Raw genomic sequence first — 26,969 nt, 5'->3', positions numbered from 1 at the left:
GGAGTTTTGCGATGCCGCAACGTCCCAATTTTCTGGTGATTCTGGCCGACGATCTCGGCTTCTCCGACCTCGGCGCGTTCGGCGGTGAAATCGCCACGCCGCACCTCGATGCCCTGGCCAGCAACGGCCTGCGCCTGACCGATTTCCATACCGCACCGACCTGCTCGCCGACTCGTTCGATGCTGCTGACCGGCACCGACCACCACATCGCCGGCATCGGCACCATGGCCGAAACCCTGACCCCGGAGCTGATCGGCAAACCGGGTTATGAGGGTCACCTCAATGACCGCGTCGTCGCGCTGCCCGAGCTGCTGCGTGAAGCCGGTTACCAGACGTTGATGAGCGGCAAGTGGCACTTGGGCCTGACCGCCGAGCTGGCCCCGCATGCTCGGGGTTTCGAGCGTTCGTTCTCGCTGCTGCCCGGCGCCGCCAACCACTATGGCTTTGAACCCACCTACGATGAGCAAACCCCGGGCCTGCTGAAATCGACGCCGGCGCTGTACATCGAGGACGACACCTTCATCGACGAATTGCCCAAGGATTTCTATTCCTCCGATGCCTTCGGCGACAAGTTGCTGCAGTACCTCAAGGAGCGCGACCAGACCCGACCATTCTTCGCTTACCTGCCGTTCTCTGCGCCGCACTGGCCGTTGCAGGCGCCGGCCGACCTCGTCGAGAAGTACCGTGGCCGCTATGACGCCGGCCCGGAAGTGCTGCGCCTGGAACGCCTGGAAAAACTCAAAGCCCTGGGCCTGATCGAGCCGGATGTCGAGCCGCATCCGCTGATTCAATTGACCCAGCAGTGGGACGCGCTGAGCGAGGAACAACAACAGATTTCTGCGCGGGCGATGGAGGTCTACGCGGCGATGGTCGAGCGCATGGACTGGAACATCGGCCGGGTCGTCGAGTACCTGCGCCAACAAGGGCAGCTCGACAATACCTTCATCCTGTTCATGTCCGACAACGGTGCCGAAGGCGCGCTGCTCGAAGCCTTTCCCAAATTCGGCCCGGAACTGGTCGCGTACCTCAGCCAGCATTACGACAACAGCCTCGACAACATCGGTCGGGCCAACTCCTATGTCTGGTATGGGCCGAACTGGGCACAGGTGGCGACCGCGCCATCGCGTTTGTTCAAAGCGTTTACCACCGAAGGCGGGATTCGCGTGCCGGCGCTGCTGCATTATCCGCAGCTGGCGATCAAAGGGCAGATCAGCCATGGCTTCGGCACGGTGATGGACATCACGCCGACGATTCTTGATCTGGCAGGCGTGCGTCATCCGGGCAAGGTCTGGCACGGCAAACCGGTGGCGCCGTTGCGTGGCAAATCGTGGCTGGGGTTCTTGTCGGGCGAGACGGCGCAGGTGCATGACGAGCACACGGTGACGGGTTGGGAATTGTTCGGGCGAAGGGCGATTCGGCAGGGGTCGTGGAAAGCGGTGTGGATCCCCGGGCCAGTGGGGCCGGCGACTTGGCAGCTTTATGATTTGAGCAGTGATCCGGGGGAAATTCATGATCTGGCGTTGAGTCGGCCGGAGAAGCTCAGCGCGTTGATCGGGCATTGGCAGCAGTATGTCGAGGAGACCGGGGTGATTCTGAGTGAGTCGCCGTTTCAGCCGGATTGAGGGTGCCTGGTATAACGCTATCGCTGGCAAGCCAGCTCCCACAGGGTGCGATGCCGTTCACAAAACCAATGAATGACATAAAACCTGTGGGAGCTGGCTTGCCAGCGATGAGGCCCTCAAATTCAACCTTCAAGCCTGAGCTGTACGCACCTCTTCCTGCGCAACCGCATCTTTGCGAACAAACCGGTTCGCCCGCCCAAACGTCCCAAAATCATTAAACCGAACGCCCATCTCGCGCATCACCTTATGCGCCACCGGCACGGTCATCTGGCGAATGTAAAACGGCTCCTTCACCACGAAATGATGAATCCCGTGACTGCTGCCAAAGTTGAAGCAGAACGCCTGCAACGGCCACAACCACCAAGGGTTCAACACCTGGCACTGTTGCAGCACATTGCCCAGTTCAACATCGCCGTAGTAATGCATGTTCGAGCTGATGAAGTGCAGGCAAAACGTACGCAAGACATTCGGGCCGATGATCACCACGGCCGCAATATCAATCACCTGCATCACCGACAACGTCGTCACTGACCATTCGATCGGCGCACCCAGCAGGTACGCGATGCCATTGGCCGCATGAAAACCGAGAAACACATACCACGCGCCCCAATGCACCAGCGCCAGCGGCGCGTAGACCTTCAACGTGCGTTTGATGATGCTGAACTTGTGCGCCCAGGTCTTGGCTCGCAGCATGCGGATAAACGCCGACATCACGTTGTCGCCGACCATCAGCAACCGTGCAAAACCCCACGGCTCGCCGTTGGTGATCGCGCGCTCCTCCATGTCAGTTTCAGTGCCGGAGACCTTGTGGTGATTGAGGTGCAGATGGCGACGAATCCACGGATTGATCGTGCTCGGCCGCGCCAGCCACACCAGGCCCATCATCAAATTGTGCGGCACGCGCTGCTTGCGGAAATACATGCTGTGGATCAGGTCGTGCTCCAGCTCATGGGTCAGCGAAGCGAAAAACGCGTTGAGCAACAGGCACGCCCACCACGCCATGTGGCCTGTGATGTACCGCGTCGCCGAGCCAACCATCCCGATCAGGGCAAACGCCAGAATCCCCGCCCCCAGCGCGTCCTGATGCTGGAGAATCGGGTAGCGCTCACGCAATTCAACGCCTTTGGCCAGCACCACTTGGCGAATATGTGCTGATCGCTGGGCCGCATTGTGTCGCTGGGGACTTGCAGAAGTACCGTCCATGCTTCCATCCTCGGGTTTATGATGTTCGCATCGTGCCTCGCCGGGGCTTGAATCGCGGTAGCCGAGAACGCCAACCTGTTGACCGGAAGCGCCAATCAGCATGAAGGAACCGACCTCCCTCGCCAGCTGGACCCGTGCCTTGCGCAAGCAACTCGATGCGCTGGGGCTGGACAGCACTGCCCTGTGCCAACAGGCCGGGCTCGACCCCAATTTGATGGACGACCCCAACGCGCGCTATCCGCTCTCTGGCACCACGCGCCTGTGGGAAATTGCCGTGCAGGTCAGCGGCGACCCGGCGATTGGTTTGCGCGTGTCGCGGTTCGTCAGCCCGACCACGTTCCATGCCCTCGGTTATGCGCTGGTGGCCAGCGGCAGTTTGCGCGAGGTGTTCGAGCGCATCGTGCGTTATCACCCGGTGGTCAGCGATGCGCTGGAACTGGAACTGAGCCGCTGCGACGACCGCTATCAATTTCGTCTGAAAATTCCGTCAGGCAATCCGGCGCCGGCCTTCGAAGCCATCGATGCCTTCACCGCGATCTACGTGCGCACCTGCCGCAATCGCCTCGGCCGTGATTACGCGCCGCTGGCGGTTTACCTGCGCCGCCCGGAACCAAGCGATGCGCACCAATGGCACAAAGTCTTCCGCGCCCCAGTGCATTTCGGCTGCGCCGAGGATCGCCTGGAGTTCGCCCTCGCCGACTTCGACAGCCACCTCGACGACGCCAACCCGGAACTTGCCGAACACAATGAAGCAGTACTCAAACGCACGATGGCCCAACTCCAGCCGCTGACCTGGGAGCGCAAGGTGCGCGATGCCATTGAAGAACAACTGCCGGAAGGTGAGCCGAGCGCAGAACGGATTGCCCAGGCGTTGCATTTGAGCTTGCGCAGCTTGCAACGGCATCTGGCGGATGAGGGTTGTCGCTTTGATACGTTGTTGAACGAGAGCCGCGAGAATCTGGCGCTGCTGCACCTGCGCGATCCGCAGTGTTCATTGAGTGAAGTGAGCTACCTGCTCGGGTTCGCTGATACCAGCAGCTTCAGCCGCGCCTTCAAGCGCTGGACGGGGATGACGCCGGGGCAGTTTCGTGATGGGTTGCGTTGATCCAGAACCGGGTTGTCTGATCTGGCGCCATCGCGAGCAGGCTCACTCCTACAGGAGGAACGCATTCCAATTGTACGAGTGAGCCTGCTCGCGATAGCACTCCTTAATTCACCCCAAAACCCAGCTCAAAAATGGTGCCATCAGCATCGCTGCTTACCCGCACCTGCCCCCCATGCAGTTGCATGATCGACTGCACAATCGCTAGCCCCAAGCCACCCGAATCCCCCGGTTCTGCCCGTGAAGGATCGACGCGGTAGAAGCGGTCGAACAGCTTGCTCAGATGCTCCTGCGCAATCGCCGGGCCATGGTTGTGCACTTGCAACCAGCACTCACCCGGCTCGTCGCGGCGACGCAAACTGATCACTGATCCTTGATCGGCGTGACGCACAGCATTGGCCAAGAGATTGCCGAGCGCCCGTTGCAACAGTTGCTGATCAGCAAGCAGTTCACCATGCAACTGATTGTCCAGCCGCACCTCGCGGTCATCCGCCAAGGCTTCAAAGTAATCACACAGTTCACTGCCAACGCTGTGCAAATCCAGGGTTTGCAGATTCAGCGCGCGTTCGGCCTGTTCTGCACGGGCAAGGAACATCAGGTTTTCCGCCATGCGCTTTAGCCGTTCGAACTCTTCCATGTTCGACGCCAGCACTTCCTGATATTCCGCCGTGCTGCGCGGGTGATTCAGCGCCTGGCCGTTGCTCGCCAGCAAGGTGTGCAGTGGCGTGCGGATTTCATGGGCGAGGTCGGCGGAGAACTGCGACAGGCGCTGCACGCTGTCGTCCAGTCGCGCGAGCATGCCGTTGAGCGCCTGCACTGGTTCAAGCAGTTCGGCGGGCGTGCCATTGGCGGGCAGGCGTTGGTCGAGGCTGCGCAGGTCGATGCCGCGCACTGCTTCGCTCAACTGACGCAACGGTTGCAGGCCCCGGCGCAGCAACAGCAAGCCGAAGGCAAAAGCGAGCAACGCCCCCAGTCCAACCGACAGATACAAGCGCATGCGATAGCTGCCGAGCATCTGCTCGCGCTCGCTCAGCACCTTGCCGGCGATGATCGTCAGTGGCTCGCCGTTCGGCCCCTGCGCTTCGCCGGACAACAGTGCCAGCTCGGCACCGTCCGGCGCTTGCCACGTCAGCACATCGGGACGCTGTGGCGTTTGCTCGCGGGGGATCGCGTTCAGTGCGGGCAACTCGCGTTGGCGTGGATTGATCGCGATCACGCTCGACCCATCTGCACGCCGCACCAGTAACAGGCTGTCGAGATTGCCGAGCATGTTCTGATACAAACGCGGTCGAGCCTGCAAAGCCCCCAGGCTGTCGCTGTCGGCGAGCAAGGCGCGCACTTGCTCCAGTCGACCGAGCAACGCGAGGTCGTCGCGGTAGGCGATTTCCGAGGCCAGCGAGCGATAGAGAAACACGCCAATGGCGCTCAGCACCAAAGCGCAAACCAATGCGAACGCCAGCGCCAGGCGCCAGGCGATCGACCTAGAGCGCATCTTCAGGGGCTTCCAGCTGATAACCGACGCCGCGCACGGTGTGGATCAGTTTCGGCATGTACGGGTCATCGACTTTCGCGCGCAAGCGGCGCACCGCGACTTCGACCATGTTGGTGTCGCTGTCGAAATTCAGGTTCCACACCTGCGAAGCAATCAGCGTGCGCGACAGCACTTCGCCCTGGCGACTGGCGAGCAATTGCAGCAGGGCGAATTCCTTGTTGGTCAGGGCGATGCGCTGGCCACCACGGCTGACGCGGCGGCGCAGCACGTCGATTTCCAGATCGGCGATGCTGTACGACTCGGCTTCGCGCATCGGCCCGCGCCGCAGCAAGGTGCGCACGCGCGCGAGCAGTTCGGCGAAGGCGAAGGGTTTGAGCAAGTAATCGTCGGCGCCCAGTTCGAGGCCGCGCACGCGGTCTTCTATGGCGTCCTTGGCCGTCAGGAACAGCACCGGCGTGGCGCCGCGCTGGCGGATCAGCTGCAGCAATTGCCAGCCATTGAGGCCGGGGAGCATCACGTCGAGGATGATCAGGTCATATTCCTGCTGCTCGATAAAATAACGGCCATCGAGACCATTGAGCGCCACGTCCACGGCAAAACCCGACTCGCCCAGGCCCTTGGCGAGGAAATTCGCGGTTTTGGCTTCATCTTCTACGACCAGCAAACGCATGGCACACCTCGATTGATAGGCACACAGGCTAGGCGCCTTCGACGGCGTTGCCCATTACAAACTTGTAATCAGACTGACGGGGTTCTGACGAAGACCGGCGATTAAGGTGGCGACCTCAGCTTTTGGAGCCTGCCCATGACCGTCAAATACTTCGTTGCAAGCCTGATGATCGGCCTCAGTGGCGCGGCTGTCGCCAGCCCTGAACTGCCACGTCACGCCGACCTCGACCTGAAAACTGCACGCCTGCTCGCCGACACAGCGATGAGCAATTGCACCGGCACGGTGTCGGTGCTCGACCGTGGCGGCAATCTGCTGGTGACCCTGCGCGGCGATGGCGTCGGCCCGCACAACACCGCTGCCAGCCAGCGCAAGGCGTACACCGCGCTGTCGACCAAAACCGCCACTCGTTTGTTTGCCGAACGCGCTCGCAGCAATCCGGAAACGGCAAACCTCAACACCCTCGACGAATTGCTGCTGCTTGGCGGCGGTATTCCGCTGTTCGCGGCTGATGAACTGGTCGGTGCGATGGGCGTGGCCGGTTCCGGCGGCGGCGAGCAAGACGAAAACTGTGCGATCAAGGCGGCCGAGAAGGCCGGCCTGGCCACCACCCGTTCCCAATAAGGAGATGCATCGATGAATACTTTGCGCATGACTTTCGCCGCGCTCGGCCTGAGTGCTTTTTCAAGCCTGGCGCTGGCCGCCGGTAATCCGTTGAGCGTGCATGTGCTCAATCTGGAAAACGGCCTGCCTTCGCCGGGCATCAACGTGACCCTGGAAAAACACGTCGGCGAGAACTGGCAGCCTCTGGCTCAGGGTACAACCAATGAGCAAGGGCGGATTGCCGAACTGTTCCCGGCCAAACAGCCTTTTGAAGCGGGCGAATACCGCGTGGTGTTCAAGACCGGCGAGTACTTCAAGAAGGTCAAGCACGACACGTTCTTCCCGGAGATCCCGGTGATCTTCGAGGTAAAACAGACCGATCAGCATTACCACATCCCGCTGCTGCTCAGCCCGTACGGCTTCTCGACCTATCGCGGCTCCTGATCCCCATACAAATCCCCGGTAGGAGTGAGCCTGCTCGCGATAGCGGTATGTCAGTCACCCATTGGCTAACTGACAGATGGCTATCGCGAGCAGGCTCACTCCTACAGGTTCTGTGCTTTGCTCCAGATATAACCGACACCAAAAAACCCTGTGGGAGCCTGGCTTGCCAGCGATGGCGTCCGTTCAGCAAACATCAATGTCAGCTGATGCACCGCTATCGCTGGCAAGCCAGCTCCCACAGGGTCCGGGTGCATTATTAGATCGTGGCCAGGGCGCGCAATCGTGCGGCGTCGAGGATTTCGATCTCGCCGTACCCGAGGCCGATAATTCCCTGTCCCTGTAAATCCTTGAGGATCTGGTTGGTGGTCTGCCGCGACAGCGACAGCATCGACGCCAGTTGCTCCTGCGGCAGCTGCAGCACTCGGCGCGGCGCGTCGAGTTCGCCGTAACCTTCGGCAATCATCAGCAAGCGATGGGCCAGACGCGCCGGGGCCGGCAGCAAGCTCAGTTGTTCCAGATTGATAAAGGCCAGGCGCAGTTTGTGGCTCATCAGCAGCGCCAGATGTCGCCAGTACAGCGGCTGTTCTTCGAGCAGTTTCAGCATCGTTGCCTGCGGGATATTCAGCAGCGTACACGGCCCGACTGCATACGCATCATGGGTGCGCGGCTGACCATCGAACAGGCAGATTTCGCCGAACCAGTGCGGCGCCTCCACCAGACTCAACAACGCCTCCTTGCCCTGCTCGCTCACCGCGCCGATGCGCACCGCACCCTCGAGCACCGCGTACAAACCGCACGGCGCGTCGCCGCGCTGGAACAACCGTTGCCCCGCCGTCAGCCGCCGCTCCCGGGCCGCCGCCAGCAGGCTATCCTGAAAGGATGCCGGCAGATGGCTGAACCACTGGCCGCTTATCAGCCGTGAACGTATTTGCATAAACACTCCTGGATTGTCGCCTGCCTGACAGAGCGAACCCTGATCCCGAGGGATGATGCGATCAACCCTACCGGAGGAACAACAATGAAAAGCCTCGTCGACCATCTCAGTCAATACGCCGCCTACCACCGTGACCCGCGCAACATCGCCAGCCACTTTATCGGCATTCCGCTGATCGTGGTGGCCGTCGCGGTATTGTTGTCGCGGCCGGAATGGTCGCTGGGCGGGTTGTGGATATCTCCGGCCGTTATCGTGGCGCTGGCCTCGGCGTGGTTTTACCTCAGATTGGAAGTGAAGCTCGGCGTATTGATGACCGTGCTGATGGGCCTTTCCGTCTGGGCCGGGCATGCGCTGGCGCAGCAGAGCACCCTGATCTGGCTGAGCAGCGGCCTGGCGATGTTTGTGATCGGCTGGGTGATCCAGTTTGTCGGGCATCACTACGAAGGGCGTAAACCGGCGTTTGTCGATGACGTCAGCGGGCTGATCGTCGGGCCGCTGTTTGTGGTGGCGGAAGTGGCGTTCATGCTCGGTCTGCGCCAGGAATTGAAGCAGGCGATTGAACAGCGCTCAGGCCCGGTGACCCTGCGCGAACACAAAATCGCTCATTGAAAATTCAGGCGAGGTGCACCGCCGCGCACCTCGCCTGACGGGTTTTACAGCGTACCGAACGTCACCTGCACCGTCAGCGCGCCTTGATTGTCGGCGAGCCCGACACCGTAGCGGCCCTGCAGATCGTCGTTGATGCACAGCTGCAATTCGCCCTGCTGCCCCGGCGGAATCGGCGCCAGATCGCCGATCAGAAACGGCGCCCCGGTACTGCCGATCCGCCCGATCAACGCACCCTCATTGGCGCCCGGCAAGGTGTACCCGGGTTTGGCGATCAGCCCTGCGCTGCCGTTGCCATCGACCATGCCCCCGACCGGACTGGCTAACCAGCGCCCGCTGAGGTAACGCACCAGGCGCGGGCTCGGCCCGTTGATCTGCACGCCGGTGCCCTGCCAGGGCTGATTGGCCTGAACCTGCACCGTGGCGGTTTTCAGGTCGTTGGCCAAGGTGTCGCCGGCCTGAATCGACAACGCAGCGATGGTCAGGCTCGGGTTTGAAGTGCCGGTGCTGGGAAACACGCCATCACCGACCAGGAACAGGTTTTGGTGATCCCAGCTGCGCTGATTCTTGTCGACCACCGAGGTCAGCGGGTTGTCGCCCATGCGGTAGGTGCCCATCAAATGGCCGGCGCCCTGGAAGCTGTATTCGTCGCCCTTGTAGGTGAACCGTCCCGGTGGCAGGAGCTTGGTCAACTCGGTGGCGCCGAGCAGTTCAGTGATGATGTGCGTGGCGAGGAGCTTCGCCTGGCGGAAGCCTTCCTTGGTGTAGTCGGACAAGTCGTAGTGAATCTCCGGGCGCGGAATGCCCAGGCGATCCTTGTACTGCGTCGACGGCACGATGTAGCAGTTGGCGTTATCCGGATCGTCCTCGACTTGTTCCACCAGAAAGCCGATGCGGAACTGGCGGGTCAGCAAATCGTTGAGTTTCTGTACCAGCGCTGTGCCGTACAACACTTGCTGCGGGCCCTTGGCCGGTGGCAGTGGATTGGTGGCGCTGCCGTTGCTGCCATCAATCAGGTCGGCGACGGTGACGTAGGGATCGCCCACCGGCCAGTTGAAACCTTCATTGCCGATCTCGATCCGCCACGCCGCACGCTGACTGCGAAAGGCACCGTCGCGCAGGCTCTCGATGCCCGCCGTCGACACCGGCCCGCGATAGGGAAATACCGCTTTGCCTTCCGGCATCAAACCCCAGGCCAGGTAGATCGGATGATCCGCCAGGCTGCGCCCGACCTGACCGCTGCTGTTGGCCACGCCTTTGGGCCACGCGGGGCTGGTGGAGTTGAGCAGCAGTTTCGGCGTCTCGATGGCATGGGCGGCAATCACATAGCGCTGGCCTACCGCGACACCAGTCCCGGTCGGTGGGCCATCGCCCAACTGGTATTGAATGAACTCGATGCCACTGATGGATTTGTCCGCCGCCACCGTGACTTTGCTCGCCACGGTCTTGTACAGCACCCGCACATTACCGGTGTTCAGCGCGTTGTTCAGGGTGACGGTGGCGTCGTACTTGGCCTGGATCGGGCAGATCGGTGTGCAGTTGGTGTTGCCGGCGCACACCCGACGTCCCGCGTAGGGCTGCGAATTGCGTCCCGCCGGTGTCGGGCTGACCACCAATGGCAAGCCGTCAAACGACTGGCCCTGAACCGCCGCGACAAAACTGCCATCGACCAGTGACAACGGAATACTGGTCATCGGGAATTGATAACCGTCGGGGAACGTCATCCCCAGATACGCCTGATCCGCCACATTGGCGGCCACGCCGATTTCCGCCTCGGCCCGGCAGTAAGCGCTTTGCAGATCGTTGTAGCTGATCGGCCAGTCGACGCCGACGCCGTACAGTGACTTCAGGCGAAAGTCGTTGGGCACCATGCGCAGACAGGTCGCAACCCAATGCCAAGTGGTGCCGCCGCCGACCCGTTCATAGGTGCTGGTAAAGGCCAGTGGGCCCTTTTGCACCAGATAGCTGACCTCGGGATTGTCCCAGCCGAGAATCAGGTCGGCGATGGTCGCGCGCGGCGCATTCTGCTCGGCCGGCTTGCGCGGCGTGTCCAGCGTGCTGACCGGTGGATAGGGCGATTCCGGGGTCTTCAGGGTCGCCGTGTAAAAGCGTTCCAGATACTGATTACGGTTGGCCGGCACTTCCGGCCCCGATTCCAGTACCAACACTTTCACCCCGGCCAGACCCAATTGATAGGCGATGATGCTACCGGCCAGACCGGCACCGACGATCACTACGTCCGCTTGTTCGGTACTCATGACGACGCTCCTTGTTGTCCGCTGGCGGGAACCCCGGTGAAGTCTTCAAGGCTGGGCGGTACTTCGTTCCAGTAACCGAAGAAGAACTCGCTGTAACCCATGGGATGCGCCTGGGCGATTTTCCATGCCCAGCTCTGCGTGTAGGCCTGATCGGAAACGACCATCTGATCACCGGGCTGGTGGCTGCCGACGGCATACGGCTGATACCAGACGCCCAGCAACCACAGCTTCATGATCGAACGGGCGGCTTGTGCCGTTTGCGTGGTGGCCGGCTGCGCGCCGTTCATCAATACGGCCTCGGCGATCTGATCGGGCGGCACTTTATCGGCGAGCAGCGTTGCGTACTGGGTCAACAATGCCTGCAACACCTCGGTGGTGATGCGCGGTTCGATGAAGGCCAGAAACTGCGTCGGCAGATCGATCGGGTCGACCGAAGGCGCGATAAAGGTGAGCGGGATGCCCGTCAGGGCCGATGACAGCCCGGCGAAATTTTTCAGATCGGTGCTCATGGCTGACTCCTTGTCGCGCCCGTCGATTGTGCGCGTTCGAGCAAGTAGGTGAAGTCCGCGAAACTGGTGCGCGGCGATTCGGTGACGTGGGTGGCGGCATTACCGTGACAGGCGATGCAACTGGACGAGGCTTGCGGCACGGTGCCCTGGATGTAGGTTTCCAGGGTGGTGTTGGCGAGGAACGAAGGCGCCGGGCGGCCCAGGGGTTCGGTTTTCGAGATCTGGCACGGCGGCTGCGGCGTCAATGTCGGCCATTGCGTGCTGATCAACTGATAGTTGGCCCAGACACTCTTCGGGTTCACCGTGCGCAACAGCGTCTGATAGGTGCTGTTGAGGGTTTTGGTGGCCGGCGTCAGTGAGGCCTCGCGAACGATCTGCGACGGCGTGGCCTTGACCGCCGGATTCCACGGGCGCGGTGGTGGCTGATTGACAGGAGCCTGACTGCTGGCGTTGTAGAACAGATACGGGCCTTTGCGCTCGGCCACCGGGGTGGACTGCTCCGGCACGTTGTCGACATGTTCGAAGGTCGACCAGACCCACTGCGGCGCACTGCTGGTCTTGTGCACGATGTGCAGACCGACCAGCCCGACAGGTTCGGCCTTGCACGATTCCGGCACCACCGGGCCCTTGCTCGGGTCGCTGTTGCCCGGGGTGTAGACCAGCGCATCGACCGTATGGAAGCTCTCGCGACGGTCGCTGCCATCGAGCACCTTCCAGGAGGCCTTGACCATCAGCGAGCCGACCTGGCGGGTGTCGCTATTGCCGCAACTGAACGCCACCGTGTTCTTCGGATCCGCCGCGAAAAACTTCTGCTGGCCCTGAACGCTGTACAGACCGTTGTTGACGATGTCGTCAAACATCGGCTGGTTGACCACGATTTCGTTGCGCGTATACACCCCGCTCTGATCGACCAGCGGCCCGCTCTCAAACGGCTGGATAAACTCATCGAGCACGTCCGGTACTTTGCCCATCTGTTGCAGCAAACGTCCGGAACCCAAACCTTCACAGGCTTTGGGAAGGGTCGCTGGCGCATTCCAGGGGTTGGGTGTCTGGCCGTTGGCGAGGAATATCTGATAACTCTCTTTCCAGCTCTCCCAGACCGTCGCGCCATCCTGTTGGCCGATCGGCGTGCCGGTGTTCGGGTCACCGTTGTCCAGCGCCGGCCAGTTCAAGGCGATAAACGTCTGCCACGACATTTCATCGAAGTTCTGCTGCAGGCTGGTCAGGGAAAACGGCGGGGTCGCCGTAACATCGAAAGGTATCTGCGTGGACAGCGTCGGGTCGGCGCTGGCCAATGGGCTCAACATTGCGCCGAACAGCGCGCAGCCGAGCCACGGCGCGGGCCGGTGGACTTCCATTCTCATCGTCATCTCCTTGGCATCAGGGCCCAGGAGATACGCCGGTCCGTCATGGACTCTTCACTGCGCCTCCTGGCACAGACAGGAGATTAGGCAAGGAACCGATCAAGGTTGTCGGGGGCGTTAGACCAAATCGAGTTAAGTCCAATAGCCACACGACACACCTCCCTGTAGGAGCTGCGGTACGCTGCGATCTGTTGATCTTCAAAATCACTATCAAAGATCGCAGCGCCACCAGTTCTTTGGCGTTAGAGACTGGCGACTTTCTGCCAGACCTTCGGCTTGAAGAACAAGGTTTCACCCTTGGCCAGGCCGATCAGGCTGTCGTGGTCTTTCACCACTTCGGCTTCGATCAAGTCAGTCTGCCCTTCGACCTTCAATGTCACCCGCGTGGTCGCGCCCAACGGCCGGATGTCGCGTACTTCGGCGGCGTGGTGGTCTTCCAGTTCGTGTTTGGACAACGACACTTCGTGCGGGCGGAACAGCACGTGATTGTCGTCGCTCAGCAGCAAGCGGTTCGAATCGCCGAGGAAGTGATAAACGAAATCGCTGGCCGGGTTCTCGTAGACGTCGCCCGGTGAACCGATCTGCTCGATCACGCCTTTGTTCATCACCACGATACGGTCGGCGACTTCCATCGCTTCTTCCTGGTCGTGGGTCACGAACACCGACGTCAGGTTGATGTCTTCGTGCAACCGCGCCAGCCAGCGGCGCAGCTCTTTACGCACCTTGGCATCAAGGGCGCCGAAGGGTTCGTCGAGCAGCAGGACCTTTGGTTCCACCGCCAAGGCACGGGCCAAAGCGATGCGCTGGCGCTGACCACCGGACAACTGCTCCGGATAACGATCCGACAGCCAATCCAGTTGCACCATGTTCAGCAGTTCGTGAACCTTGGTCGCGATCTGGCTTTCGCTCGGACGCTGGTTTTTCGGTTTCATGCGCAGGCCGAACGCGACGTTGTCGAACACGGTCATGTGGCGGAACAAGGCGTAGTGCTGGAACACGAAACCGACGTTGCGATCACGCACGTCGTGGCCGGAAACGTCTTCACCGTGGAAAACGATATTGCCCTGATCCGGGGTTTCCAGACCGGCGATGATCCGCAGCAGCGTGGTCTTGCCGCAGCCCGAGGGGCCGAGCAGCGCGACCAGTTCACCGCTGTGGATATCCAGGCTGATGTTGTCCAGCGCCTTGAACGCATTGAAATTCTTGCTGACGTTACGCACTTCGATCGACATGAATTATTCCTCCGCGGCGCTGGCGCGCAGGCGGTTGATACGGTTTTCGCTCCACTGCTTGGCCAGCAGGATGAAGAGCGCCAGGATCAGCAACAGGCTCGCCACGGCGAACGCGGCCACGTGGTTGTATTCGTTGTAGAGGATCTCGACGTGCAGCGGCAAGGTGTTGGTCACCCCGCGAATGTGCCCGGAAACCACCGACACCGCACCGAATTCACCCATGGCCCGCGCGGTACACAGCACCACGCCATAGATCAGGCCCCACTTGATGTTGGGGACGGTGACGTGCCAGAACATCTGCCAGCCATTGGCGCCGAGCAGGCGCGCGGCTTCCTCTTCCTGCGTGCCTTGTTCCTGCATCAGCGGGATCAGCTCACGAGCCACAAACGGCACGGTGACGAAAATCGTCGCCAGCACGATGCCCGGCAGAGCAAAGACGATCTGGATATCGTGATCCTGCAGCCACGGCCCGAACAGGCCTTGCGCGCCGAACATCAGCACGTAGACCAGACCGGCGATCACCGGCGAGACCGAGAACGGCAGGTCGATCAGCGTCACCAGCATGCTCTTGCCGCGGAACGAGTACTTGCTCACGCACCATGCAGCGCTGACACCGAATACCAGGTTCAGCGGTACCGAAATGAGCACGGCGAACACGGTGAGTTTCAGTGCCGACAGTGCATCCGGTTCGAAGATCGCGGTGAAGAAAGCGCCGAGGCCATTCTTCAAACCCTGCGATACGACGATGAACAACGGCAGCAGCAAAAACAGGAAAAAAACCAGCCAGCCAAGGCCGATCAGGATTCTGCGCGAAGTGGCACTGCCACGGCGTGCAGCGTTGGCCGAAGAGGCGGCCGCAATAGACGATTGGGACATGTTCGCGCCTCCTTATGGGGTTTCGATGCGCCGCTGCAGCAAGTTGATCAGCAGCAACAGGACGAAGGAAACCACCAGCATCAACACGCCGATGGCGGTAGCGCCGGTGTAATCGTATTGGTCGAGTTTGACCATGATCAGCAACGGCAGGATCTCGGTTTTCATCGGCATGTTGCCGGCGATGAAAATCACCGAACCGTACTCGCCGACGCCACGCGCGAACGCCAGGGCAAAACCGGTCAGCCAGGCAGGCAGCAGCGCGGGCACGAGGATGTGGCGGAACACCTGCAAGGGTTTCGCACCGAGGCACGCGGCGGCTTCTTCGACTTCACGGGGAATGTCGGCCAGCACCGGTTGCACCGTGCGCACTACGAACGGCAGGGTGACGAAGGTCAGCGCGAGGGTTATACCGAGTGGGGTGTAGGCGATTTTGAAACCGAGGTCGGCAGCGAATTGCCCGACCAGACCGGCCGGCGCGTACAGCGCGGTCAGCGCGATACCGGCAACGGCTGTCGGCAGCGCGAACGGCAGATCGATCATCGCCTCGATCACCTTGCGCCCGGGGAAGGTGTAGCGCACCAGCACCCAGGCCAGCAGCGTACCGATGATGCCGTTGATGATCGCGGCACACAGCGCGGTGCCGAAGCTCAGCTTCAATGCCGCCAGCACGCGCGGTGCGGAGATGATCGCCCAAAACTGATCCCAGGTGAGTTGGGCGGCGTGGACGAACATCGCCGCCAGCGGGATAAGCACAATCAGGCTGAGGTACACCAAGGTGTAACCCAGCGTCAGCCCGAAGCCGGGTATGACGGGGGAGATACGACGCGACATAAAAGTCCTTGGTTAAAAACGCTTCAATGTGGGAGTGAACTTGTGGTGAGGGGATTTATCCCCGATCGACTGCGCAGCAGTCGCAAAACCATAGTTTGCGGTTGATTTGATTCACCGCAAATGTCGGCGTTGGGGCTGCTGCGCAACCCATCGGGGATAAATCCCCTCACCACAAAAGCTCACTCCCACATCTCAAGTGCCCAAACATCAGGCTCGTTATAAGTCAGATTACTGCGCCTGATAAATCTGGTCGAACACACCACCGTCATTGAAGAATTTCGGTTGCGCGGTTTTCCAGCCGCCGAAGTCCTTGTCGATGGTCACCAGATCCAGTTTCGGGAACTGCTGGGCGTACTTGGCAGCGACTTCTTTGTCACGCGGACGGTAGAAGTTCTTCGCGGCGATTTCCTGACCGGCCGGGCTGTAAAGATGCTTGAGGTAGGCTTCGGCGATCTGCTCGTTGCCTTTCTTCTCGGCGTTCTTGTCGACCACGGCCACTGGCGGCTCGGCGAGGATCGACAGCGAAGGCACGACGATGTCGAACTTGTCCGCACCGCCATCTTCTTTCAGCGCCAGGAACGCTTCGTTTTCCCAGGCCAGCAACACGTCACCCTGACCGTTGTTGACGAAGGTAATGGTCGAACCGCGTGCACCGGTGTCGAGAATCGGCACGTGCTTGAACAGGGTCTGGACATATTCTTTGGCTTTGCCTTCGTCACCGCCGTTGGCTTTCAGGCCATAGGCCCAGGCGGCGAGGAAGTTCCAGCGTGCACCGCCGGAGGTTTTCGGGTTCGGGGTGATCACCGAGACGTCGTTCTTGACCAGATCGCCCCAGTCCTTGATGCCTTTCGGGTTGCCTTTGCGTACCAGGAAGACGATGGTCGAGGTGTACGGCGTGCTCGCTTCCGGCAGACGCTTCTGCCAGTCGGCGGGCAGGGTCTTGCCAAGTTTGGCGATTTCATCGATGTCGCCAGCCAGGGCCAGGGTTACTACGTCGGCACGCAGACCGTCGATGACCGCGCGGCCCTGCTTGCCCGAACCACCGTGGGATTGCTGGATTTTCACGGTGTCGCCGGCGTGATCTTTCTGCCAGAACTTGATGAATTCAGCGTTGTAGTCCTGATACAGCTCGCGCGTCGGGTCATACGACACGTTGAGCAGTTCGTAATCCTTGGCAACCGCGGAACCGGCAAACACAGCGCTGGCCAGGGCGGCCAAAGCGTAACGGCGAATCGACGACATGGTGAAAGCTCCTGGAATTCTGGTGGTGGCTTTTTCTTATGACTATCTGGAATCGGGTGTGCCGGCTAAAGATCGCAGCCTTCGGCAGCTCCTACATAAATCCCCCGTAGGAGCTGCCGCAGGCTGCGATCTTTTGATCTTCACTCAGCCCGGTTGCTTACCCGGTTGCTGCAAACGAAACTTCTCTTTGCGTTCGATCTGCACGACTTGCGCGTTGTGCACAGTGATTTCCACCGCGCCGAAACGCAGATCGCGCAGGGCGCTCTGGATTTCACGCAAGATGGTGCTTTCGTCCTGACCGTCAACGCTGCGAAGGGATGCGCTCATGGTGCTGCTCCTTTGAATGGGATATGCCTGGCAGCGGGCGGCACTGCGTTCGGCGTGGGAGCAATATAAGAGAGGCGCGGATATTCTTAAAAAGACTATTTAAGAATGTTTATATAACTGAAAAACATTATGTGGCGGGCCAAGGGTTTGCGCCGATCTCAGAGCGACAGATAACCCCGTGGCGAGGGGATTTATCCCCGTTGGGTTGCGAAGCAACCCTGAAAATTTGGGACTGCTGCGCAGTCCAACGGGGATAAATCCCCTCGCCACAGGTTTTGTATTCACCGCAGATTTTGTATTCACCGCAGATTTTGTATTCACCGCAGATTTTGTATTCACCACAGATTTTGTATTCACCACAGATTTTGTGTGCACCACAGATTTTGTATTCACCACAGATTTTGTGTGCACCTCAGGTTTTGTGTCAGCTGTCAGCCAATAACAGGTGCTTTCATCCAATCAATCTCCAACGCCGGCACCGGCCGGCCAAACCAGTACCCCTGCCCCAGATCACATGCCTGCTCCAGCAAAAACACCGCCTGTTCCGCCTGCTCGATCCCTTCCGCATGCACCTGCATGCCCATGCTCCGCGCCAGCGCGATGATCACCCGGACAATCGCCGCGTCGTCCTCATCCCACGGCAAACCTGCAACAAATCCCTGATCGATCTTCAATTTCTGCACCGGCAAACGCTTGAGCCTCAGCAGCGACGAATAGCCGGTGCCGAAATCATCAATGGCCAGGCGAATCCCCAGTTCACGTAAACGGTGCATCTGCTCCAGCGCCACTTCCGGATCATCCATCACCGCGCTCTCGGTGACTTCCAGCTCCAGGTAGGCCGGATCCAGCCCAGTATCGCGCAGCACCTGCGCCACTTGTTGATACAGCTCACGACGGGCGAACAATCGCGACGAAACATTCACCGCGACAAACGACAACACCACGCCGGCCTGCTGCCACTCACACATCTGCCGACACGCCTGCTGCATGACCCAAGCGTCGATTTCGGCGATCAGCCCGGTGCGCTCGGCGATCGGGATGAATTCTGCCGGTGATACCAGACCGCGCTGCGGATGCTGCCAGCGCACCAAAGCTTCGACGCCGATCAAGCGACTGGTTTTCAGGTCATGCACCGGTTGGTAGTAGACACGCAGTTCCTGTTGTTCCAGCGCGCGGCGCAGTTCAAACGCGATTTCGACGCGTTGCTGGGCGTGGGCAGTGAGTTCTTCGGTGTACAGGGCATAACCGTTGCGTCCGCTGCTTTTGGCCTTGAACAGCGCGGCATCGGCATTGCGCAGCAACTGCTCGGCGCTCAGTGCATCGCTGGGAAACAGGCTGATGCCGATGCTGGCGTTGATGAACAGTTCGTGACCGTCGATGCAGAATGGCTCTTTCAGCGCATCGAGAATGCGCTGGGCCAGTGCCGCCGCCTGCACCGGCTGTGGACAACTTTCCGCGAGTACGGCGAACTCGTCACCGCCGAGGCGCGCCAGGGTGATCCCCGGCCCGAACAGTTCCTGCAAGCGCGCCGCCACCGCCTTGAGCAAGCGGTCGCCGATGTTATGCCCGAGGCTGTCGTTGATCATCTTGAAGTGATCGAGATCGAGCATCAGCAAGGCACAGCCGCGCTTGTGGATCTGCGCCGATGCCAGCGCCTGCTCGGCGCGGTCGCTGAACAGCAGGCGATTGGGCAGGTCGGTCAGCGGATCATGGTGGGCGAGGCGCTTGAGCTCGGACTCCGAGTCCTTGATCGCGCTGATGTCGGAGAACACCGCCACAAAGTGGCTGATCCGCGCCTGATCATCGTGAATGACCCGGATGGTTTGCCACTGTGGATAAATTTCGCCGCTTTTACGCCGGTTCCAAATCTCGCCACTCCACTCGCCCTGCGACTCCAGCGTGGCAAACATCGATTGATAGAAACCCGGCGGATGATGGCCGGACTTGAACAGGCTTGGCTGCTGCCCGAGAACTTCTTCGCGCTGATAACCGGTGATCTCCATGAAGGCGCGATTGACGTGCACGATCAACCCCTGATGATTGGTCACCAGCACCCCTTCTCGCGTGCAGTCGAACACCGCTGCCGCCTGACGCAAGCGTTCACGGTCTGCGTGGCGCTCACGCAAACGCGCGCCGATTCCCAGAAACGCACACAAACGCGCCCGCGCGAGGAAAATCAGCCCGGCGCTGACCGCCGCAAACAGGTAACCGTTGATCAGTTGCCAGCGGGCAAGATCGACGGAGCTATCGAAGAAATTGTTTAATAAATGATCAGAACCTTGCAGCCAGACAGCGGCAAGCACGAGATAGAGCAGCGCTGCACGCAAGGCATCGCGATAAGTGGCAGACATTCGGCTGTCCATGTCCCTACAAAAAGGTTGGAATTATAGGTCAAGAAACATCCAGCGACTCTTATCTGAAAGGGCGACTGGTTTTATCTGTGTGCTTAGTGATAATGCAACGGCTGTTTTTATCTTTATCGAGGGCCCTATAGCCTATGTGGTACGAAGGTTTTCTTGGCTTGTCGGCCTGGTCTCTGGTCGCAGTCACTCTGCTGATGACCCACGTGACAATTGTCGGCGTCACGGTTTATTTGCACCGTTACTCGGCCCATCGCTCGCTGGAGCTGAATGCTGGCCTGAAACACTTTTTCCGCTTCTGGCTGTGGCTGACCACGGCGCAGAACACCCGCGAGTGGACCGCCATCCACCGTAAACACCACGCCAAATGCGAAACCGAAGACGACCCGCACAGCCCGGTCATCAAAGGTTTGTCCACGGTACTGCGTACCGGCGCCGAGTTGTACCGCGCCGAAGCGCAGAATCCGGAAACCTTGCGCATCTACGGCAAGAACTGCCCGGAAGACTGGATCGAACGCAACGTCTACAGCCGCTACCCACTGTTGGGCGTGGCGATCATGGGCGTCATCGACCTGCTGCTGTTCGGCACCATCGGCATCACCATCTGGGCGATCCAGATGATGTGGATCCCGGTGTGGGCCGCCGGCGTAATCAACGGTCTGGGCCATGCGGTCGGCTATCGCAACTTCGAATGCCGCGACGCGGCGACCAATCTGGTGCCTTGGGGCATCCTGATCGGTGGCGAAGAACTGCACAACAACCATCACACCTACCCTAACTCGGCCAAGCTGTCGGTGAAGAAGTGGGAGTTCGACCTCGGTTGGGCGTGGATCAAAGTCTTCAGCTTCCTGCGTCTGGCCAAGGTTCAGCGTGTCGCACCGATTGCCCATCGCGTGGAAGGCAAAGGCAGTCTGGACATGGACACCGCCATGGCGATCCTCAACAACCGCTTCCAGATCATGGCCCAGTACCGCAAATTGGTGATCGGCCCGCTGGTCAAGCAAGAGCTGGCCAAGGTCGATCATTCGGTACGTCACCAGTTCCACCGCGCCAAGCGTCTGCTGTCGCGGGAAACCAGCCTGCTTGAAGATCGTCACCACTTGCGTATCCAGAACATGCTCGAGCACAGCCAGGCGCTGAAGGTAATTTACGAAAAACGCCTGGCCCTGCAGCAGATCTGGGTCAAGACCAGCGCAAACGGCCACGACATGCTCGCAGCCATCAAAGAGTGGGTTCACGAAGCAGAAGCCAGCGGCATCCAGTCCCTGCGCGACTTTGCCGGCCAACTGAAAACCTACTCTCTACGCCCTACCGCCTGACGGTGTAGGCGCTGCCGCAGGCTGCGATCCTTTGATTCTGTTTGTTGAAATCAAAAAGATCGCAGCCTCGTTTCACTCGACAGTTCCTACAGGCGTGCCGCGATGGCCGCTTGGCAGTATCCGGTAAACACCGGGAACTTCGCCCAAAATCCCCTATCTCAAAGACACTTCGCCATCCCGGCGGGCTGTACTGTGGCCGTTGTCGATTGCGGCACGCCCTTTGAGACTTGTGCCGATGGTCAATAACAACCAAAAAGACTCATCCTTCCCGCAGTGGCCCGAGGCCGCGCAAACCCTTATGGCGTTGATGCACGCGCAAGGCGAAGTCGCCCGCCTGAGCGAACGCGAGCAGCTGTTCAGCTCGCTGCTGGTCAGCGTCAACGCCGTGCTTTGGGCGTTCAACTGGGAAACCCGTCAGGTGCTGTACGTCAGCCCCGCCTACGAACGGATTTTCGGCCGCTCCGCCGGCCTGTTGCTCGCCGACTACAACCAATGGCGCGACAGCATCTACCCCGACGACCTCGAATACGCCGAACGCAGCCTTGCCGAAGTCCTGCACAAGGGCGCGGTGGAAGATCGCGAATACCGGATCATCGCCGCCGACGGCCAGGTGCGCTGGCTCAGCGACAAATGCTTTATCAATCGTCAGGACGAGCCCGGACAGCCGGTGATCATCGTCGGCATTGCCGAGGACATCACTGACAAGAAGCAGATGGAAACCGAACTGCATCGTCTGGCGACCACTGATGTGCTGACCCAAAGCAGCAACCGCCGTCACTTCTTCGAATGCGCCAACCGCGAGTTCGACGAGGCGCGTCTGCAAGGTTCACAGATGGCGTTCCTGCTGCTGGATATCGATGATTTCAAAATGATCAACGACACCTACGGCCACCCTGAAGGCGACAACGTGCTGCAACGGATTGCCGAGTGCGGGCGTGGATCGTTGCGCCGCGGCGACCTGTTCGGACGCATTGGCGGGGAAGAATTTGCCGCGGTGTTTCCGGGTTGTGCGCCGGACATGGCGATGCAGGTGGCTGAACGGTTGCAGCAGGAGATTCAGCGGTTGAGTTTCAACCACGACGGCCAGACCTTCGCTATCACCGTGAGCCAGGGCCTGACCAGCCTCAGCGAAGATGACGAAAGCCTCGACAGCCTGTTCGCCCGTGCGGATGCGGCAATGTACGAGGCCAAGCGCCAGGGCAAGAACCGCATCATCTCTGCCTGAATATTCGATTTGAAATGCGACCTGTGGCGAGGAGATTTATCCCCGCTGGACTGCGCAGCAGTCCCCTGCGTTTTTTGGATCAAAAGAGGGGCCGCTGCGCAGCCCAACGGGGATAAATCCCCTCGCCACAAAGGCTCGACTCTTAAGAAAGGTGTGGACGGGTTACTTACGCATCCGCATCAACTCCGGCAAGCCGATCTTAAGCAACCGCGCCGTGCGGCTCTTCGCCAGCTCCTCAACGCCTTCATGCTCGGTCAGGCGCGCCATCTGCGCCGCCATGTTCATCACCAGTGCTTCGCGTGAATAGACCCCGCCGCCGAGCTGGTAGACCGAGGCAATCAACTCCCGCAATTCCAGCGGCAAACGCCAACGTGTACGCAAGGCCGAACCATAAGCCGCACCAAACTCAGCCAGCGCCTCACCGACTTCCTCCAGCTCATCCAGCTCGCCACCGGCCTGCTGCCACTCCTGCAAGCAGCGCAATAGCGCCAGATCACCAAGCCGATGGAGCATGCCCGCGCAATAGCAGCGTTCCTGATCCAGATCGAGCAAGCGCGCCAAGGTGCGCGCGTATTCAGCGGTGTGCAGCGACAAGCCCCAATAACGCTCGGCATAGTCGGCCAGACACGGATCACTGAGTTTGGCACTGCGCTTGAGCGCCAGGCCGAGGATCAGGTTCATGCTCTGCCCGGTGCCCAGTCGATGCAGCGCCTGAGCCAATGTCTGCACCGGCGCACCATGGTGTTGCGCGGCGCTGTTGGCCGCCGCGATCAACACCGCGGTGATTTGCGGATCGGTTTTTATCTCATCTTCCAGCAGCTTCAGGTCGAGGCCATTGGGATTCAGGCTGCGCTTCACGGCCACTTGAACGTCGGTCATCAACGGCGCGCCATCGGCTTGCTCACGGCGACGCTCAAGAAACACCGACAAGGTCATGCCCGGCGCTAGCGCCGGCACTTCGCAGAACACCTCTTCCCCGGCATTGAGCAGCAAACCCTGCAAACGGGCGGTCAGACTTTCCATGTTCAGCGGTTTGGTCAGATACGCCGTCGGCGCCAACGGAATGGCTTCGCGCACACTGGCGCTGTCATTGCGACTGCTCATCAGAATGAACGGCAGCGGCGGATTGCGTTTGCGCTGGCGCACGCTGCGCAGCACGTTCAAACCATCGACGCCGGGCAGCTCCCAATCGACGATAGCCAAGTCATACGGAATTTCGCTGAGCATCGACATGGCTTGCTGCCCATCGGCACACAGATCCAGCCGCGCATCACAACGCACGTTCAGCAATACTTGTTTGAGCAGGTCGCGCGACCACGGGTCAGCCTCGGCAATCAACACTCGCGGTACGGCGGGTAATTCAACGGCAGTCATGCGCGCTCTCCCTTGCAATGCCTGAACCTTAGCCAATGCTGGCCATTCGATACAGTGCTAAAGCGCTCGATGTGTTTCAAGGGGCGTAAAAAAACCCGCCGAAGCGGGTTTTTTGTCGATCAGGTCACACGGGGAGATCAGAGCTCGGAGAAGCACTCTTCGATGATCGCCAGACCTTTGTCCAGTTGCTCGTCCGGCGAAGTCAGCGGTACCAGTACGCGCAGAACGTTGCCGTAGGTGCCGCAGGACAGCAGGATCAGACCCTTGTCGCGCGCCTTGGCCACAACCGATGCCACAGCAGCAGCATTTGGCTTGTGGCTGTCGCCGTTTTCGAACAGCTCGACGGCGATCATCGCGCCCAGCGCACGTACTTCACCGATCACCGGGTACTTGGCCTGGATAGCCTTCAGACCAGTGACCAGACGCTCGCCGACTGCCTTGCAGCGATCCAGCAGGTTTTCTTCTTCGAACACTTCCATCACTGCCAGCGCAGCGGCGCAAGCGATCGGGCTACCGGCGTAGGTGCCACCGAGGCCGCCTGGAGCAATGGCGTCCATGTATTCGGCCTTGCCGCAGACACCGGCCAGCGGGAAGCCGCCCGCGATGGATTTGGCGAAGGTGGTCAGGTCGGCAGCAACGCCCATCTGTTCCATGGCGAAGAAAGTACCGGTGCGGCCAGCGCCGGTCTGTACTTCGTCAGCGATCAACAGGATGCCGTGCTGGTCGCACAGAGCGCGCAGGCGCTTCATGAATTCCTTCGGCGCGACGTAGAAACCACCTTCACCCTGTACAGGCTCGATGATGATCGCGGCGATGTCTTTCGGCTCGGCGTCGTTCTTGAAGATGCGTTCGATGGAAGCGATCGAGTCGTCGATGCTCACGCCGTGCAGTTCGTTCGGGTACAGCGCGCGGAAGATGCCGCCTGGCATCAGACCCATGCCGGCCGAGTAAGGCACGACTTTACCGGTCAGGCCCAAGGTCATCATGGTGCGACCGTGGTAAGCGCCGGTGAAGGCGATCACGCCGGCACGGCCAGTGGCGGCACGGGCAATTTTCACGGCGTTTTCGACGGCTTCGGAACCGGTAGTGACCAACAGGGTTTTCTTGGCGAAATCACCCGGGATCTTCGCGTTGATTTTTTCGCACACTTCTACGTACGGTTCGTAAGCCAGAACCTGGAAGCAAGTGTGGGTCAGCTTGTTCAGCTGTTCGGTCACGGCGGCGATGATTTTCGGGTGCACGTGGCCGGTGTTCAGTACAGCGATACCGCCGGCGAAGTCGATGAACTCACGACCTTCAACGTCAGTCACGGTAGCGTTTTTTGCCGACTCAGCGAAGATCGGGTGAATCTGGCCAACACCACGTGGAACAGCTGCGGTACGGCGGGCCATCAGTTCAGCGTTAGTCTTGCTCATTACAGTCCTCATTCGCCGCTCATCGGGCGGCGTGGTTCAAGGATTAAGCGGGAGGAAGCGACGGTGGCAGCATGCGATGATCGACTGCCACAGCGTTCCCGGCCGCAGAGAAAATTCCGGTTTTGAAACGACGCAAAGGGACAGCGCTCTCGTGCCCTTTGCGTTTGCAGCGATCCCTTTCTCGGCTTTAGATGCCCAGGCAGAGGTATTTGATTTCCAGGTAATCTTCGATGCCGTACTTGGAGCCTTCACGGCCCAGGCCCGAGGCCTTGATGCCGCCGAACGGCGCGACTTCGTTGGAGATCAGCCCGGTGTTGACGCCAACCATGCCGTATTCCAGCGCTTCAGCGACACGGAACACACGACCGAGGTCGCGCGCATAGAAGTACGAAGCCAGACCGAACTCGGTGTCGTTGGACATCGCGATCACTTCGGCTTCGTCTTTGAAGCGGAACAGCGGTGCCAGCGGGCCGAAGGTTTCTTCCTTGGCCACGGCAGCGTTTTTCGGCACGTTGGTGAGGATGGTCGGCTCGAAGAAGTTGCCTTCCATCGCCTTGCCGCCAGCCAGCACTGTGGCGCCTTTGGATACGGCGTCAGCAATGTGTTCTTTGACCTTGGCCACGGCTTTTTCGTCGATCAGCGGGCCAGTGGTGGTGCCGTCTTCCAGACCGTTGCCGATCTTCAGTTTGGCCACAGCCACTTTCAGCTTCTCGGCGAACGCGTCGTAGACCGAATCCTGAATGTACAGACGGTTGGCGCAGACGCAGGTCTGGCCGTTGTTGCGGTATTTGGAAATGATCGCGCCTTCGACGGCCTTATCCAGGTCCGCGTCGTCGAACACGATGAACGGCGCGTTGCCGCCCAGTTCCAGCGAGACTTTCTTGATGTCCTTGGCGCATTCAGCCATCAGCTGACGACCGATTTCGGTCGAACCGGTGAAGGACAGTTTGCGCACGATCGGGTTGCTGGTCAGCTCGCTGCCGATGTCGCCGGCGCTGCCGGACACCACGCTGAACACGCCAGCAGGAATGCCCGCACGCTGAGCCAGTTCGGCCAGGGCGAAAGCGGAAAACGGGGTTTGCGAAGCCGGCTTGAGCACCATCGTGCAACCGGCGGCCAGTGCCGGGCCGGCTTTACGGGTGATCATCGCGGCCGGGAAGTTCCACGGGGTGATCGCGGCGGTCACGCCGATTGGCTGCTTGATCACGATCAAGCGCTTGTCAGGCTGATGGCCTGGAATCACGTCGCCGTAGATGCGCTTGGCTTCTTCGGCGAACCACTCGATGAACGAAGCGGCGTAAACGATTTCGCCCTTGGCTTCGGCCAGCGGCTTGCCCTGCTCAAGGGTCATCAGGCGCGCGAGGTCGTCCTGGTTCTCGATCATCAGTTCGAACCAGCGACGCAGCTTGCCGGCACGCTCTTTGGCGGTCAGCGCACGCCAGGCTGGCAGCGCCTTGTCGGCCGCTTCAATGGCACGGCGGGTTTCGGCGGCGCCCATCTTTGGCACGGTACCGAGGATTTCGCCGGTGGCCGGGTTATTGACCTTGATCGTCTGACCGTTGTCCGCATCAACCCAAGCGCCATCAATAAAGGCTTGCTGGCGGAACAACTGGGTGTCTTTAAGCTGCATGTCGGCTTTCCTTAACAGCACCGCGGCCTGCGCGGAGCAAATTATGATTGTAGAAAGGCGCCTCGCAAGGCTGCCGTCAGGGAAATCAGTGACCGGGTGTGGCGCATCAAACGTGGACGTTTCGAACCACCAGCGCTGCAACACCCAGCCTAAGAGCGTTTGAAATCTCAAACGGATCGTAGGATCAAAGGGGGTAAAGGACAATAGGTCGTTCGAAAAAAAGAACAAAAACGCCGCGTTTGTGGAAATTTTCAGATCAACGAGCAAAAAGCCCTCGCGGCAACAGAACCATAGATCAGTCCCGTGAAAGCGCCAAGCGAGGGTTTTGCAGGAC

Annotated in this window: 24 protein-coding genes; 7 read left to right on the top strand and 17 right to left on the bottom strand. The window is 60.2% G+C overall.

The genetic code is table 11. The features are described from left to right. Window positions 1–11: 11 nt before the first annotated feature. Window positions 12–1,622, top strand: a complete 1,611-nt coding sequence (locus EJA70_RS07380; RefSeq protein ID WP_158830318.1) for an arylsulfatase — start codon at window positions 12–14, stop codon at window positions 1,620–1,622. 129 nt (window positions 1,623–1,751) lie between these two features. On the opposite strand, the gene EJA70_RS07375 is transcribed toward EJA70_RS07380, so the two are convergent. Then, entirely contained in the window at window positions 1,752–2,825 is a 1,074-nt protein-coding gene (locus EJA70_RS07375) for a fatty acid desaturase (protein WP_158830317.1), read from the bottom strand. Between the two features lie 100 nt (window positions 2,826–2,925). Here EJA70_RS07375 and EJA70_RS07370 point away from each other — a divergent pair, with 100 nt between their 5' ends. Beyond that, entirely contained in the window at window positions 2,926–3,930 is a 1,005-nt protein-coding gene (locus tag EJA70_RS07370; protein ID WP_158830316.1) for an AraC family transcriptional regulator, read from the top strand. Window positions 3,931–4,033: 103 nt separating this feature from the next. Here the strand turns inward: EJA70_RS07370 and EJA70_RS07365 are convergent, their stop codons facing one another. Together EJA70_RS07365 and EJA70_RS07360 are read right to left on the bottom strand one after the other, a co-directional pair. Further along, window positions 4,034–5,419 (bottom strand): heavy metal sensor histidine kinase, encoded by a 1,386-nt coding sequence (locus EJA70_RS07365; RefSeq protein WP_158830315.1) that lies wholly within the window; start codon window positions 5,417–5,419, stop codon window positions 4,034–4,036. Further along, a complete protein-coding gene (locus tag EJA70_RS07360; protein WP_158830314.1) occupies window positions 5,409–6,089 on the bottom strand; it encodes a heavy metal response regulator transcription factor in 681 nt (226 codons plus the stop codon). Before EJA70_RS07360 ends, EJA70_RS07365 begins: the two co-directional genes overlap by 11 nt. 135 nt (window positions 6,090–6,224) lie before the next feature. On the opposite strand from EJA70_RS07360, the gene EJA70_RS07355 reads away from it, so the two are divergent. Beyond that, on the top strand, window positions 6,225–6,710 hold the full coding sequence (locus EJA70_RS07355; protein ID WP_158830313.1) for a heme-binding protein: 486 nt from the start codon (window positions 6,225–6,227) through the stop codon (window positions 6,708–6,710). A gap of 12 nt (window positions 6,711–6,722) precedes the next feature. Further along, window positions 6,723–7,133, top strand: coding sequence for a hydroxyisourate hydrolase (gene uraH / locus EJA70_RS07350; RefSeq protein ID WP_008080038.1), 411 nt, complete (start codon window positions 6,723–6,725; stop codon window positions 7,131–7,133). Window positions 7,134–7,389: 256 nt separating this feature from the next. On the opposite strand, the gene EJA70_RS07345 is transcribed toward uraH, so the two are convergent. Next, window positions 7,390–8,067, bottom strand: coding sequence for a Crp/Fnr family transcriptional regulator (locus EJA70_RS07345; RefSeq protein ID WP_008080036.1), 678 nt, complete (start codon window positions 8,065–8,067; stop codon window positions 7,390–7,392). An 84-nt stretch (window positions 8,068–8,151) separates the two neighbouring features. Here EJA70_RS07345 and EJA70_RS07340 point away from each other — a divergent pair, with 84 nt between their 5' ends. After that, window positions 8,152–8,676 (top strand): DUF962 domain-containing protein, encoded by a 525-nt coding sequence (locus EJA70_RS07340; RefSeq protein ID WP_008080034.1) that lies wholly within the window; start codon window positions 8,152–8,154, stop codon window positions 8,674–8,676. A 44-nt stretch (window positions 8,677–8,720) separates the two neighbouring features. Here EJA70_RS07340 and EJA70_RS07335 read toward each other — a convergent pair whose 3' ends face one another. From EJA70_RS07335 to dibA, 10 genes are all read right to left on the bottom strand, one after another. Continuing rightward, on the bottom strand, window positions 8,721–10,931 hold the full coding sequence (locus EJA70_RS07335) for a GMC family oxidoreductase (protein ID WP_158830312.1): 2,211 nt from the start codon (window positions 10,929–10,931) through the stop codon (window positions 8,721–8,723). Continuing rightward, complete coding sequence (locus EJA70_RS07330; RefSeq protein WP_158830311.1) at window positions 10,928–11,440, bottom strand: sorbitol dehydrogenase; 513 nt, start codon at window positions 11,438–11,440, stop codon at window positions 10,928–10,930. The genes EJA70_RS07335 and EJA70_RS07330 overlap by 4 nt, the downstream gene beginning before the upstream one ends. After that, window positions 11,437–12,804, bottom strand: a complete 1,368-nt coding sequence (locus EJA70_RS07325) for a cytochrome C (protein WP_158830310.1) — start codon at window positions 12,802–12,804, stop codon at window positions 11,437–11,439. The genes EJA70_RS07330 and EJA70_RS07325 overlap by 4 nt, the downstream gene beginning before the upstream one ends. A 242-nt stretch (window positions 12,805–13,046) precedes the next feature. Further along, window positions 13,047–14,036 carry a sulfate/molybdate ABC transporter ATP-binding protein gene (locus EJA70_RS07320; protein ID WP_003220514.1) on the bottom strand — a complete coding sequence of 330 codons (990 nt, stop codon included), beginning with the start codon at window positions 14,034–14,036 and terminating at the stop codon, window positions 13,047–13,049. Window positions 14,037–14,039: 3 nt separating this feature from the next. Next, on the bottom strand, window positions 14,040–14,912 hold the full coding sequence (gene cysW, locus EJA70_RS07315) for a sulfate ABC transporter permease subunit CysW (RefSeq protein ID WP_008080021.1): 873 nt from the start codon (window positions 14,910–14,912) through the stop codon (window positions 14,040–14,042). Window positions 14,913–14,924: 12 nt separating this feature from the next. Continuing rightward, a complete protein-coding gene (gene cysT / locus EJA70_RS07310; protein ID WP_158830309.1) occupies window positions 14,925–15,743 on the bottom strand; it encodes a sulfate ABC transporter permease subunit CysT in 819 nt (272 codons plus the stop codon). A 228-nt stretch (window positions 15,744–15,971) separates the two neighbouring features. Next, window positions 15,972–16,985, bottom strand: a complete 1,014-nt coding sequence (locus tag EJA70_RS07305) for a sulfate ABC transporter substrate-binding protein (protein ID WP_158830308.1) — start codon at window positions 16,983–16,985, stop codon at window positions 15,972–15,974. A gap of 144 nt (window positions 16,986–17,129) precedes the next feature. Continuing rightward, window positions 17,130–17,312 (bottom strand): sulfur starvation response protein OscA, encoded by a 183-nt coding sequence (gene oscA / locus EJA70_RS07300; protein WP_007917682.1) that lies wholly within the window; start codon window positions 17,310–17,312, stop codon window positions 17,130–17,132. Window positions 17,313–17,411: 99 nt separating this feature from the next. Then, a complete protein-coding gene (locus EJA70_RS30810) occupies window positions 17,412–17,771 on the bottom strand; it encodes a hypothetical protein (protein ID WP_178116838.1) in 360 nt (119 codons plus the stop codon). Beyond that, complete coding sequence (gene dibA, locus EJA70_RS07290; protein ID WP_158830307.1) at window positions 17,744–19,663, bottom strand: phosphodiesterase DibA; 1,920 nt, start codon at window positions 19,661–19,663, stop codon at window positions 17,744–17,746. Before dibA ends, EJA70_RS30810 begins: the two co-directional genes overlap by 28 nt. Window positions 19,664–19,809: 146 nt before the next feature. Between dibA and desA the strand changes: the two genes are divergently transcribed. Further along, window positions 19,810–20,991: a delta-9 fatty acid desaturase DesA gene (gene desA, locus EJA70_RS07285; protein ID WP_008080012.1), complete on the top strand. Its 1,182-nt coding sequence runs from the start codon at window positions 19,810–19,812 to the stop codon at window positions 20,989–20,991. A gap of 235 nt (window positions 20,992–21,226) precedes the next feature. Further along, a complete protein-coding gene (locus EJA70_RS07280; protein WP_158830306.1) occupies window positions 21,227–22,216 on the top strand; it encodes a sensor domain-containing diguanylate cyclase in 990 nt (329 codons plus the stop codon). A gap of 162 nt (window positions 22,217–22,378) precedes the next feature. Here the strand turns inward: EJA70_RS07280 and EJA70_RS07275 are convergent, their stop codons facing one another. The 3 genes from EJA70_RS07275 to gabD all read right to left on the bottom strand — a co-directional run bounded on the left by EJA70_RS07275 (window position 22,379) and on the right by gabD (window position 26,635). Then, complete coding sequence (locus EJA70_RS07275; protein WP_008080001.1) at window positions 22,379–23,590, bottom strand: response regulator; 1,212 nt, start codon at window positions 23,588–23,590, stop codon at window positions 22,379–22,381. Window positions 23,591–23,727: 137 nt separating this feature from the next. After that, the gene (gabT, locus tag EJA70_RS07270; protein ID WP_008080000.1) at window positions 23,728–25,005 is read right to left on the bottom strand and encodes a 4-aminobutyrate--2-oxoglutarate transaminase; all 1,278 of its coding nucleotides are present in this window, start codon (window positions 25,003–25,005) and stop codon (window positions 23,728–23,730) included. 187 nt (window positions 25,006–25,192) lie between these two features. Then, window positions 25,193–26,635 (bottom strand): NADP-dependent succinate-semialdehyde dehydrogenase, encoded by a 1,443-nt coding sequence (gabD, locus tag EJA70_RS07265; protein ID WP_008079999.1) that lies wholly within the window; start codon window positions 26,633–26,635, stop codon window positions 25,193–25,195. Window positions 26,636–26,969 lie beyond the last annotated feature (334 nt).

Origin of the sequence: Pseudomonas sp. PB103, from assembly GCF_009764635.1 — a bacterium.
In the GTDB taxonomy this organism is placed as follows: Bacteria; Pseudomonadota; Gammaproteobacteria; order Pseudomonadales; family Pseudomonadaceae; genus Aquipseudomonas.
The sequence above is the reverse complement of the archived record's forward strand: the minus strand, read 5'-3'. Positions and strand labels throughout refer to the sequence as shown.